Annotated in this window: 10 protein-coding genes; 4 read left to right on the forward strand and 6 right to left on the reverse strand. The window is 47.7% G+C overall.

The genetic code is table 11. The annotated features are described in order from the left end of the window. Positions 1-9: 9 nt before the first annotated feature. The 3 genes from K6G33_RS03525 (at position 10) to K6G33_RS03535 (ending at position 3,925) form a co-directional block, all read left to right on the forward strand. A complete protein-coding gene (locus K6G33_RS03525; RefSeq protein WP_296776356.1) occupies positions 10-930 on the forward strand; it encodes an adenylyl-sulfate kinase in 921 nt (306 codons plus the stop codon). 35 nt (positions 931-965) lie between these two features. Then, positions 966-3,164, forward strand: coding sequence for a polyphosphate kinase 1 (ppk1, locus tag K6G33_RS03530; RefSeq protein WP_296776358.1), 2,199 nt, complete (start codon positions 966-968; stop codon positions 3,162-3,164). A gap of 116 nt (positions 3,165-3,280) precedes the next feature. Then, positions 3,281-3,925 (forward strand): CDP-alcohol phosphatidyltransferase family protein, encoded by a 645-nt coding sequence (locus K6G33_RS03535; RefSeq protein WP_296776359.1) that lies wholly within the window; start codon positions 3,281-3,283, stop codon positions 3,923-3,925. A 471-nt stretch (positions 3,926-4,396) separates the two neighbouring features. Here K6G33_RS03535 and K6G33_RS03540 read toward each other — a convergent pair whose 3' ends face one another. The 4 genes from K6G33_RS03540 to K6G33_RS03555 form a co-directional block, all read right to left on the reverse strand. Beyond that, positions 4,397-5,803, reverse strand: coding sequence for a glycine--tRNA ligase (locus tag K6G33_RS03540; RefSeq protein ID WP_296776361.1), 1,407 nt, complete (start codon positions 5,801-5,803; stop codon positions 4,397-4,399). Between the two features lie 246 nt (positions 5,804-6,049). Further along, positions 6,050-6,232 (reverse strand): hypothetical protein, encoded by a 183-nt coding sequence (locus K6G33_RS03545; protein ID WP_296776363.1) that lies wholly within the window; start codon positions 6,230-6,232, stop codon positions 6,050-6,052. A 17-nt stretch (positions 6,233-6,249) separates the two neighbouring features. Next, positions 6,250-7,227, reverse strand: coding sequence for a glycosyltransferase family 2 protein (locus K6G33_RS03550; protein WP_296776364.1), 978 nt, complete (start codon positions 7,225-7,227; stop codon positions 6,250-6,252). Between the two features lie 192 nt (positions 7,228-7,419). Next, positions 7,420-8,757: an aspartate kinase gene (locus tag K6G33_RS03555; RefSeq protein ID WP_296776366.1), complete on the reverse strand. Its 1,338-nt coding sequence runs from the start codon at positions 8,755-8,757 to the stop codon at positions 7,420-7,422. A 332-nt stretch (positions 8,758-9,089) separates the two neighbouring features. Between K6G33_RS03555 and K6G33_RS03560 the strand changes: the two genes are divergently transcribed. Next, a complete protein-coding gene (locus K6G33_RS03560) occupies positions 9,090-9,500 on the forward strand; it encodes a hypothetical protein (RefSeq protein ID WP_296776369.1) in 411 nt (136 codons plus the stop codon). Between the two features lie 47 nt (positions 9,501-9,547). Here the strand turns inward: K6G33_RS03560 and K6G33_RS03565 are convergent, their stop codons facing one another. Both K6G33_RS03565 and K6G33_RS03570 read right to left on the reverse strand, forming a co-directional pair. Beyond that, positions 9,548-10,825, reverse strand: a complete 1,278-nt coding sequence (locus K6G33_RS03565; protein WP_296776372.1) for an MFS transporter — start codon at positions 10,823-10,825, stop codon at positions 9,548-9,550. Positions 10,826-11,034: 209 nt separating this feature from the next. Next, entirely contained in the window at positions 11,035-12,921 is a 1,887-nt protein-coding gene (locus K6G33_RS03570) for a glycoside hydrolase family 13 protein (protein WP_296776374.1), read from the reverse strand. Between the last annotated feature and the right edge of the window lie 17 nt (positions 12,922-12,938).

Genomic DNA, 12,938 nt, shown 5'->3' on the forward strand with positions numbered 1-12,938 from the left:
TGAAATTTAATGAATATTGAGATAGCAAGAATAAATCAGGGAATAGAAAAAGACCCGAAAGAATACGTCAGGCTTGTAAATGAGGATTATCAGTACAAGCTTTCAAAAATCGTTGACGAAATAATCAAAAACCGCAATGACAAGCCCGTAATACTTCTCTCAGGACCTTCGGGTTCGGGCAAGACCACTACTGCTCTTATGATCGAGAAGCTCCTTGACGAGCGCGGTCTCGAGACACATACCCTGTCTATGGACAACTGGTTCTGCCCGCTGACAGAAGCCGAAAAGAAGCTGGCTTCCGAAGGAAAAATGGATCTGGAATCGCCCATGCGCGTTGACAGCGACCTCCTCAACAGGCAGATAGAGGATATCAGCGCCTGCCGTGAGATAGAGCTTCCGAAGTACAACTTCAAGACCTCCACACGTACAGGCTCGGGCAAGAAATTCAAGCGCAACAAGGGCGAGATAGTCATATTCGAGGGCATACACGCTCTCAATCCCTCTGTCATCACAGTTCCCGACAGCATGATAAACAAGATATACGTCAGCGTCCGCACAAGAATATCAGGGGAAGGTATCCTCCTTCACCCCTCAAAGGTGCGTCTTATGCGCCGTATGATAAGAGACAAGAACTTCCGCAAGCGCTCACTGCGCGAGACTATGAATATGTTCCACAGTGTGGAAGCAGGCGAAAACAAGTACATTATGCCGTATAAGTACCGTTCAGATTATGATGTGGATACATTTATGGCGTATGAGCTCTCCGCATACCGCGGCGACCTCCTTGAAAGACTTCAGGAACTGAAAGACGTTCCCGAAGTACGGGAATGCATCAGTGTGCTGGAAAAACTTACACCTATAGACAAGAAGGATATTTCGCCCGATTCGCTCATATGCGAATTTATCGGCAACGGACAATTCAAGTACTGATTTCTCATTTAAAATAAATCGTTAGGAGATAATATATGGAACACCTCGAAAATCGGGAGCTTTCATGGATAAAGTTCAACAAGCGTGTGCTTGAAGAAGCCTCAGCCCCCGAAAATCCCCTGCTGGAAAGGCTCTCTTTCTCAGCGATATATCAGAGCAACCTCGATGAATTCTTCATGGTCAGAGTGGGCTCTGTTACAGATAAAGCCAAGGAAAATAACTCCAAGAAGGACAAATTCTCTGGCATGACCCCCTCACAGCAGCTCGACGCTATCTTTACGGCTGTGCGCAGATTGCAGCCCTCTGTGGAGGATACTCTCCTTGCCACAATGAAGGAGCTCCAGCCCTACGGCTTCGAGCACGTAAGCTTCGACAAAGCCACAAAAGAGGAGCAGTCCTTCCTCGAAATGTACTTTAAGCGCGAATTGAAGCCGTTTATCTCAGGCATGGTGGTGAACGACGCTCTGCCTTTCCCCTTCCTCAAGAACAAGGAGATATACGCAGTGGTGCAGCTCGCATCGAAAAAGGGCGTGTCTATAGGCATTATCCCTGCGAATACCAACAGCGCCGACAGGATAATCAGTCTGGGACGCGACGGCAAGCGCTTCATACTCGAAGAAGAAGTGGTGCTGCACTACGCTCACCATATGTTCAAGAACTACAAGGTCATGGACCGCGCACTTATAAGAGTAACAAGAAGTGCCGATATCATGGTATCGGGCAGAGGCCCCGAATTCCGTCAGCGCATGGAGGAGCTCGTTGACAAGCGCAAGCGCCTTGCACCTGTACGCCTTGAGATATCCGACGTTTTCAGCCGCGACGCTCTGGACTACCTCTGCAAGAAGCTGAAGCTGAAGAATGTCCGGGTATTCACATCGCGCATACCTCTTGACCTGTCCTATCTGTATACATTGCAGGAATACGACAGCGACCCGAAACTGCACTATGCTCAGCGTACACCGCGAAAGCCGGCGGCTCTTTCGGATACACGCCCTGTTTTTGCGCAGGTCAAGGCGAAGGATATACTCCTGAGCTACCCCTTTGAATCCATAAATCTCTCGTTCATAAGACTTTTGCAGGAGTCTGCCAACGATCCGAAGGTAACCTCCATAAAGATAACCCTTTACCGCCTTGCACGAAACAGCAAGGTCATAGACGCACTTTGCACGGCTGCCGAGCAGGGCAAGGAAGTCCTTGTTATGATAGAGCTCCGCGCACGTTTTGACGAGGAAAACAACATAGAATGGTCGAAGCAGCTGCAAGAAGCAGGCGTTAAGGTCATATACGGTCCCAAAGACTACAAGGCACACTCAAAGCTGCTGCTCATAACGAGAAAGGCTCAGGGCGGCAATTTCGACTACGTTACCCAGATAGGTACGGGTAACTACAACGAAAAGACATCAGCGCTCTACACCGACCTCATGCTGCTCACTGCCGACAAGGACATTGCTGCCGACGCAGAAGCGGTATTCAGCGGACTTCTCAACGGAACTTTCGTGGAAAAGACCAACAAGCTCCTTGTGTCTCCCCTTGCACTCAGACCGCAGGTGCTCGCCATGATGGATCAGCAGATAGAAATTGCAAGAAACGGCGGAAACGGCTATATTGCGGCAAAGGTCAACTCGCTCAACGACAGAGTTATCATCGGGAAGCTTATAGAAGCTTCTCAGGCAGGCGTTAAGATCGAGCTCGTTATCCGCGGACTATGCTGTCTTATCGCAGGAGTTCAGGGGTATACCGAGAATATCACCGTCCGCAGCATCGTCGGACGCTTCCTCGAACATAGCCGCATCTTCATCTTCGGTGAGGACGGCGCTGACCAGAAGATATACATTGGTTCTGCTGACTATATGAGCAGGAACACTATACGCCGTGTAGAGGTCGCTGCTCCCGTTGAGGACGAAAGGCTCAGAAAGCGTATCCGCGATATGTTCCGCATAATCATGCGCGACAACGTGAAGGCTCGCATCATGCTCAGCGACGGAAGCTATATCCATGAGCGCAGAAATCCCGATATTCCGCTGAATTCGCAGGAATACTTCTACGAAGAAGCATACAAGCGCCTCGATGACAAGAAGAATCGTCAGGAGCAGCTCCGTATAAACCGCGAAAAGGGCGCAGCAAAAAAAACAGCTGCGAAAACTGCACGTAAACCTGCTGCAACTAAGTCCTCAGCCGCTAAAAAAGCTGCACCTGCTGCAAAAAGAGGACGTAAGAAAAAGACCTCGGAATGATATATAGGGGCAAATGAAAAAATATACTTGAAAAGTTGCAATATTTATGTTATAATGTATGGTACTGATATTAAAAACACTTTTACTTGATAATATTGTTCATTGAGGTTTAAATAATGATTGGATATTATAACTATACGGTTATTCTCACATATATGAGTCTTATCTCCTCTGTTATCGGTATGTTCTTTGCAGCAGGCTACGGCGGACTGAGACCTCACCCCGAATATGCCATAATATGTCTTATGGTATCGGGCCTTTGTGATATGTTTGACGGTAAGGTCGCCCGTACCAAAAAAGACCGTACCGAAAGCGAGAAAAAATTCGGCATACAGATAGATTCGCTCTGCGATGCTATCTGCTTCGGCGTTCTTCCCGCAGTTATCGGCTATTCCGTAGGCATGAGAGACTGGTGCGATCTGCCCATTCTTGTGATGTTCCCGCTCTGTGCGGTCATCAGACTTGCCTATTTCAACGTCGCCGAAGAGGAAAGGCAGAAAAAGACCACCGAGAACCGCAAGGTCTACGAAGGTCTGCCTGTTACAAGCGTCGCGCTGATACTTCCGCTTTTATACAGCTTCCATAAGGATATTGGCAGAGAATGGTTCCCCGAGGTTTACGGCGGAGCTCTCTTCCTTATCGCTCTTGCCTTTATAACACGTTTCAAGGTCAAGAAGCCAAGCATGAAGACCATGCTCTGCTTTATCGGAGTTGGCATCGCTGAGCTTATATGGATGCTCTATAAGACAAAAACAAGGTAAAATAATGGGCTGCTGCATACAGTTAGTGCCCATATAACAGCTTTATATTGTTGAAAAAGCCCTTCTGATGAAGGGCTTTTAGTTTTCTCCGAACGTGAGCCGAGCAGCTTGTCCGCAGCCGCCCGTGCCTTTTAACATATAAGCGGGGTGCTCATATAGTAACTTTACACGAAATTATCGGGGGAAACCTTTTTCCAAAGGGTTTTCCTCAATATCTCACGTAAAAACTTCTGTCTAAGTACCTCGCTTAGACAGTTCGGACACGGGAATCCTCAACGGTCAGAAATTATCCATGTGTGTGTCGCAGGCTGATAAATACGTCGATGACGGCATATTCTTCGGAAGATACCGCAAGGTACAGGTTACGAAAAAAGGGCGGATATCTCCGCCCCTGCACAGACATATAAAAAGGGCGCACACTGTGCGTCCTTTTTGTGGATTGCGGAACGCCGAGGAAGGCGTTCCCTACGATCAGAATTCCATTTTAGCTTCGAGGTAAGCAACGAGGTCGTCGATAGCTACACGCTCCTGCTGCATTGTATCGCGGTCACGAACTGTTACGCAGTTGTCCTTTTCGAGTGTATCGAAGTCGTATGTGATGCAGAACGGAGTACCGATCTCGTCCTGACGGCGGTATCTCTTACCGATAGTACCTGCCTCGTCGAAGTCTACCATGAACTTCTTGGAGAGCATCTCGTATACTTCCTCAGCCTTTGGTGAGAGCTTTTTAACGAGCGGGAGTACAGCAGCCTTGAAAGGAGCAAGAGCAGGGTGGAAGTGCATAACTGTTCTTGTTTCCTTCTTCTCGTTGCCGTTCTTGTCAGTGGAAACGAGTTCCTCCTCGTCGTAAGCCTCGGTAACGACAGAGAGGAAGAGTCTCTCTACGCCGAGAGAAGGCTCGATAACGTAAGGGATATACTTCTCGTTTGTCTCAGGATCGAAGTATTCGAGAGACTTGCCGCTGGTATTGATGTGCTGAGTGAGGTCGTAGTCAGTTCTGTCAGCAACGCCCCAGAGCTCGCCCCAGCCGAACGGGAAGAGGTACTCGAAGTCTGTAGTAGCCTTTGAATAGAAGCAGAGCTCCTCCTTATCGTGGTCACGGAGGCGGATATTCTCCTCCTTGAGACCGAGAGAGAGAAGGAAGTTCTTGCAGTAGCTTCTCCAGTAGTCGAACCACTCAAGGTCAGTACCCGGCTTGCAGAAGAATTCAAGCTCCATCTGCTCGAACTCACGTACACGGAAGATGAAGTTACCGGGAGTGATCTCGTTACGGAAGGACTTACCAACCTGAGCAACGCCGAAAGGAACCTTTTTACGTGTAGTTCTCTGGATATTAGCAAAGTTTACGAAGATACCCTGTGCAGTCTCGGGGCGGAGATAAAGCTCGGACTTGCTGTCCTCTGTAACGCCCTGGAATGTCTTGAACATAAGGTTGAACTGACGGATATCGGTGAAGTTCTGCTTGCCGCAGTTAGGGCATACGATGCCTTTTTCCTTGATGTAGTTCATCATCTGCTCGTTTGACCAGCCTGCAACGTTAGTGCCGTCGAAGTCTTCGATGAGGTTGTCGGCACGGTGACGAGTCTTACACTCCTTACAGTCCATGAGAGGGTCTGAGAAGCCGCCGATATGACCTGAAGCGACCCAAGTCTGTGGATTCATGAGGATAGCGGAGTCAAGACCGACGTTGTACTTGTTCTCCTGAACGAACTTCTTCATCCAAGCTCTCTTGATGTTGTTTTTGAGCTCAACGCCCAGCGGGCCGTAGTCCCATGTATTAGCAAGACCGCCGTAGATCTCAGAGCCCGGGTATACAAAGCCCTTTGATTTACAAAGGTCAACTATTTTGTCCATAACTTTTTCATTGTTTTTAAGCATAACAAGCAACCTCGCTTTTATTTTTTAATAGTCAACTTATATTTTACCGCAAATGCGCTAAAAAGTCAAGACTTTTTAGCCGTTAACCATGTAAGGGCGGATATTATCCGCCCTTAAATAACGCGATAACGAAGCCCTTATGTAAAGATGAGCATGAATCAAAGTGCAGGGGCGAGCCGAGCCCGTTCCGACTTGCTTGCTTACAGCACAAAAATCAACGGACTGTCAAAGGCAGTCCGAAATGATCTATTTGAAATTGAAGAAGGTAACGCCCGAAGCGAACAGACCTGCGCCTATAAGAACTGCCATAAAAATTGTCTTTTTTATCTTATGCTTTATCTTTATAAGCAGTACGAGTACGACAGCGAATAAGATGATAGCCCAGTATTGAGTGAAAAATGCAGATATTGAGTTTGTAATAGAGTCCATTTTGATCTCCTTGAAAGTTATTTTTCTTCTTTTTTATTGGTATCGCTGAGAAATTCCGCGATTATGTACCGCGGACGCTGTTTGACTTCGGCGTATATCTTGCCTATGTACTCGCCGATTATGCCGAGACAGAAAAGCTGCAAGCCGCCTATTAGCCATATTGAACATATGGTACTCGACCAGCCGTGCTCGGTAAAGCCTGTTATTTTTGTAATAAACGCCCATATAAAGGCAAAAAAGCTGACTACCGACATGATAAGACCCAGAGCCGTGATGAGTTTCAGGGGTTTTGTGCTGAACGAGGTTATGCCGTTGACGGCAAAGGAAAGCATACGTTTCAGGGGGTATTTGCTCTCGCCTGCGGCTCTTTCGTGGCGTTCGTAGTACACCTTGCAGTTCTGGAAGCCTATAAGGGGTACCATTCCGCGAAGAAACAGGTTGACCTCCTTGAAGCCTGAAAGCTCCTGCAAAACTCTTTTGCTCATAAGGCGGAAGTCCGCGTGGTTGTATACCACATCAGCGCCCATGATCTTCATGAACTTGTAGAAGCCCTCAGCGGTTGTCTTTTTGAAGAAGGTGTCGGTGTCGCGGGCGCTTCTCACGCCGTATACGACCTGATTTCCCTCGTAGTACTTTTTTACCATCTCGTCGATGGTGTTGATATCGTCCTGAAGGTCGGCGTCCATAGTTATGCACATATCGCAGATGTCTTTGACTGTCATAAGCCCCGCAAGGACTGCGTTCTGGTGACCGCTGTTATGAGCGAGGTCGATGCCCGAGAAGTAATTGGGTTCTTTGGCATGAAGTTCGCTTATGATCCCCCATGTCTGGTCAGCTGAACCGTCGTTTACGAATACGATGCGGCTTTCGGGAGAGATAAGCCCCTGGGATATCAGTGAGGAATATTTTGCTTTTAACTGCTGTGCAGTCTCTCTGAGAACTTCCTGCTCGTTATAGCACGGAACTACCATATAAAGTATTTCGGGGGGATTCATAGCTATTCCTTTCGATACGTTTTTTCTTTAGTATATCACAGGGGTGGAAAAAAGTCAACAAAAGCATTTTTGCAGGTATTGGCGTAGTTAGGGGGAGCGGCTGACAGCTCCTGCGTGTCGGGCGCTCCGCAGGTGTGAATAAAAAACGCCCTGCAAGAGAGGGCGTTCCATAAATAAGTGCAGTTTTTGAGATCACTGCTTTTCTGAGTCGATGAACATATCGTATATTCTTCTGATAGCCTCAGGGAGGTCGTTCTCGCTCACGCCGATGATAACGTTGAGCTCGCTTGAACCCTGATCTATCATCTTTACGTTGATACGCGCATGAGCCATAGAAGCGAAGATACGAGCAACAGTACCTCTTGTGTTCTTCATTCTTCTGCCGACTACAGCGAGGAGAGCGATGCCGTCCTCGATCTCAAGGTGATCGGGATTAACAGCCTTGCGAAGTTCTGCAAGCACCTTGTCGCGTACAGGAGAGAGCTTCTCTGTGCTGACAGTGATGCTCATAGTGTCGATACCCGAAGGCATATGCTCGAATGAGAGCCCGTTGTCGTAGAGGACTTTGAGTACCTTCATACCGAAGCCTGTCTCGTTGTTCATCATAGCCTTTTCGATATTGATAGTGCTGAAGCCCTTTTTGCCTGCGATGCCTGTGATAGTATGGTTAAGACTTTCCCTGCTGAAATCGAAGTCGTTGCCCACGATCATAGTGCCTGCGTCCTCGGGAGCGTTGGTATTTCTGATATTTATCGGGATACCTGCTGAACGTACAGGGAAAATAGCGTCCTCATGGAGAACAGAAGCGCCCATGTAAGCGAGCTCACGAAGCTCGCGGTAAGTGATGACCTCGATAACGTCGGGCTTTTCGACTATTCTCGGGTCAGCAACGAGGAAGCCCGAAACGTCGGTCCAGTTCTCGTAGATATCAGCCTTTACAGCGTTTGCGATGATAGAGCCTGTAACATCTGAGCCGCCTCTGGAGAAGGTCTTGATGCAGCCCTCGGTAGTTCTTCCGTAGAATCCGGGGATAACAGCGTTGTCCAGACCGCTGAGCTTCTCGCGTACAGCCTTTACAGTCTCGTCGAGGAGAAGAACGCCGTTTGTATCGAAGATGATAACGTCAGCAGCGTCAACAAAGTTGAAGCCGAGGTAGTTTGCGAGGACCTTGCCGTTGAGGAATTCGCCGCGGCTTGCAGCAAAATCCTTAGCAGGGCGGGCTTTGAGCTCCTTGACGATAGAATCGAACTCAGCGTCGAGGGACATATCTATTCCCAGCTCTGAGATGATGCCGTTATAACGGTCCTTTATGATCTGGAAATCCTTTGAGAAGTCCATACCGCTTCCTGCGAGCTCGCAGCACTTATAGAGCATATCGGTTATCTTGATATCGTCAGAGAAGCGCTTTCCGGGAGCTGACGGTACAACGTATCTGCGCTTGTCATCGCTCTTGATGATAGCAGCGACCTTTTTGAACTGGTTAGCGTCTGCGAGGGAGCTTCCGCCGAACTTTACGACTTTATTACTCATATATATCATTCCTTTATTACATTGATAAGTTTATAGCAATAATTATTATATCCCTTTTTCTGTCCGAAATCAATTGACAGAAAGTCGAATTTATACACTTTCACAACTGTGTTTTTGGTGAATACGCTTGTACGCCACTCGTGGACAATTCAGGCTCGGATAAAATGAGAACTAATGTCGAATATTAGACAAATATTTTTTGAAATATATATTTTTATATTGACAAGAACACACAGTTGATGTATAATTAAAAAAACGAATATTGACATATTAATGTCATAAAATTCGATACGCAATACTGATAAGATCTGCTAAGAAAGGAAGTTTTAAACGTGAAAAAGAAACTATCAATATTTTTAACTGTATTAATGCTCATCAGTGTAATGGCTTTCACAAGCTGTGACAGCAACAGCAAGTACAAATCAAGCTATAATGCTGTTGGATGTGTGCATTCTAATTTGCCTAAATCGGGCTCGTTGAAGTTCTCATCATTCAGCGGTGTTATGTCATTTGAGCTGAAAGCGAAGGAAGATGCCGGAAAGCTTACATATTCTGGAGAACTCGGCAAGGGAAGCGCAAAAGTTTACTATGATGCTGACGGAACTAAAAAGGAACTGTTTTCTGTTGAGGCAGGCAGCAGCCAGAAAGGCGAGATACCTGATCTTAAAGAAGGAACAGTATATGTAATAGTCGAAACAAATGAGAAGTGTTCAGACGGAAAGTTTGAGTTCAAGATAAAATAAAAGACAGACCCGAAAGTGATATCTCACTTTCGGGTCTTTTGTTACGATCAAGCTTTCTCTTTTCTGAGTATCGCGCTGAATACAGTGCATACCGCTACACCTGCCGCGCCGAGAACGGCGAATAGCATAGCAGCTCCCGAGCCTTTTCCCATGCCGAACAGCGAGACAAATATACTGTCTGCGGACTGCTGTGACATAAACGGCTCTGAAATGTTGTCGATAAGGAAACCGCTTGACAGGTAGCCGATGGGGATAGTGAAGAATTGCAGGGTATTCCTGCATGAATAGACACGTCCCTGCATATCAGCAGGAATGGTGCTGCGGAAGATAACGTCCAGATTAGCTCCCATATACGGTATGAGGAGCCAGCCCATTGACGCGCCGATGTACCATACAGCAGGGGTATCGGCGAATGCCAGCAGGAAGTTCTCCGTGCTCATGGCGAAGAACAGCGAAAGGCATATTGCACGGACGCGGTTTTTCGGAGCAGGTGCGAAAGAAGCTATCATGCTTCCTGCGAGAGAAGCCGCTCCTGCGAAGAAATTTACCGCACCGAGGACGTTTTTGCCGCCCGATGCCTTTGAGAGCAGCATTGCGGGCAGAGCCGCTGTATGAGCCGAAGCGATGAGGTTTATGCCTGCCAGAAAGAATATCAGCTTCAGAACGAGAGTATTCTTTCTGAGCCATGCAAGACCTGCTTTTGCCGAAGCAAGAAGCGTTTCTTTTGACTTTTCAACGCTTTGGGGTTCGGGTATGTGTATAAACAGCAGCAGTACAGTGAACGCAGCCGCGAACGTTATGAGGTCGATGCTCATAACTGCCGATATACCGCCGAATGTAAAGAGAATTGTTGCCAGTACGGGAGTTAGCAGCGAATTGAGCGACTGCGAAAATGAGCGCAGACCGCTGGTCTTCTGGTAGTACTCCTTTGGTATTAGCTGTGTTGAAGCGACCTCGCTTGCAGGCTGCTGAACGGTATTCATAAGACCGTTCAGAGCGTTTATGACGTACAGATGCCACGGCTGAAGCGAGTCTGACTTTATGAGTATGAAAGCCGCAGCGGTAGTCATTGCCGCGAAGAGGTCACACACCAGCATGGTGCGTTTTTTGTTCCATTTGTCGCTGAGAGCTCCTGCGAATATGCTCATGAGCACATACGGAGTGTATGAGCATATAGTGAGCATAGCGGTTTTCAGTGCAGAACCGCTGTTCATGTAGAGCCACAGCACCAGCGCATAGCTGGTCATAGAGCTGCCGAGGGCAGATGCGGACTGTGTGCTCCAGAGTAAAAGGTAGTATTTAAGATGTTTTATTGAATATTTCATATGACTTTGCTCCTTTGGATAGTATTATCGTCGGAAATGCAAAGTCAGAGAGAGCGAAGTTTCAGCTTTTGATCTCCATGCAGATTCCCTCAGACCTTGCATGGAGCATTTACAATGCACATTCTCATAAAATTATCACCTTGACAGAGTGAAAAGTTGAGAGTTTGTATGTACGCAGACTCTCAACTTTTCTTATATACGTATACGTTTTACTTGATGAATTTAGCCTTGATAATGGTATATCCGTAAGGCTTTACAGTTAAGGTGTCGTCCATGAACGTACCGTAGAACGCCTGCAAGCCTTCAAAGCGATCGAGGATAGAGCTCATATTGCTGAGCTGAACTGTATCGCCGCTTCTGTTGATGAAGAAGATATAGTCCATTTTCTGTCCCTGACGGGTGAAGCCGATAAGACGGCTGTCGTGGACTTCCTTCTCGTTGATGACGAAGTATATTCTTCCGTCCTTCATATTCGGGATAGACTTTCTGATACGGCTGAGAGCCGAAACATAGGAGATAAGCTCCTTATCCTCGTGTCCCCACGGGTAGCAGCGGCGGTTGAACGGGTCCTTGTAGCCCTGAAGACCTGCCTCGTCGCCGTAGTAGATACATGGTATACCCGGAAGGAAGAAGAGCAGAGCCATAGCAGCCTTGAGCATTTCTTTTCCGTGGTTGTACTGTTCGTCCGAGAGGTAGCGTTCTGCCATCCAGTCCTTGCTCTTGTCGTCGCAGTTGTCGCCGCCGAGGCGGTTTATAGCGCGTTCGATGTCGTGGGTGGAGACAAAGTTCATGAGCACATCTATAGTAGGCTTGGGGTAGTTCTCGACGATATTCATGACAGCGGTTATGAATTCTATAGGCTTGCAGCCCTTCATGAAGGAGATTATAGCCTCACGGAAGGGGTAATTCATAACCGAGTCGAGCTGATCTCCGAGGAGGTAGCGGCGCTTGATTCCGTAGCTTTCCTTAGTGGTAGCGTCCTCCCAGACTTCGCCGATAATCACCTTTTCCTTATCGTAGCCCTTTACGCATTTTCTGAGGTTGCAGAGGAACTCCTCGGGAAGCTCGTCGGCAACGTCAAGTCTGAAGCCTGCTGCGCCCTTGTCGAGCCAGTAGCGGAGAACACCTTCCTCGCCGCAGATGAACTCGGTGTAGTCCTCGTTGTTTTCACATACGTTAGGGAGGGTATCAATACCCCACCATGCTTCGTAGGTATTCGGGTAGTCGATGAAGGTATACCAGTCATAATAAGGGCTGTCCTTGGACTGGAAAGCGCCGACAGTATCATATCGTCCGAATTTATTGAAGTAAACGCTGTCCGCACCTGTGTGAGAGAATACACCGTCGAGAATTATTGATATACCGTAATTTTCGGCGACCTGACACAGCTCCTCGAACTCATCGTTCGTACCGAGGAGGGGGTCGGCTTTCATATAATTAGCGGTATTGTAGCGGTGGTTCTCGTGAGACTCGAATATCGGGTTGAGGTAGATGCAGGTAACGCCGAGGTCGTGGAGATACGGGAGCTTTGACTGTATTCCCGCGAAATCTCCGCCGAAATAGTCGTTGTTCCATACGTGACCGTTCTTGTCGGGCTTATAAAGAGGAGTTCCGCCCCAATCTTTGCGGAGAATACGTCCGTCGGGGATATTTTCCTTTGGCTTGCCGCTGTTGCAGAAGCGGTCGGGGAAAATCTGGTACATTATGCCGCCCTTGAGGAAGTCGGGAGTCTCGTAGCGGTTCTTGTAGACAGTGAGCTGGAACATTTCGCCGTGGTCGAGACCGCCCTCATGGATATTGATCTTCTTGATATAGTGGCGGATTCCACCCTCGGTATACGAGAAGTAATAGAAATGAACGTCGGTATATCTTGCGTTATACACCGCGGAGTATGCAAAGCAGTCGTCCTCCTCGGTAACTTCGTTCATGTTGATGAAACGCTCCTTGAAGCCTGTTCGGAAGAGAACGAGAACAGGCGAAAAGTCGGGATTAACGTCCTTTGGCAGACGTATAGTGAAGCGGCAGGTCTCGAATTGCCTTACAGCTCCGAAAATTGATTTATAGCCCAGATTCCATGTATCATATAAAGGTCTCATATAGAAAAACACTCCGT

The organism is Ruminococcus sp. (genome assembly GCF_024691275.1).
In the GTDB taxonomy this organism is placed as follows: Bacteria; Bacillota; Clostridia; order Oscillospirales; family Ruminococcaceae; genus Ruminococcus.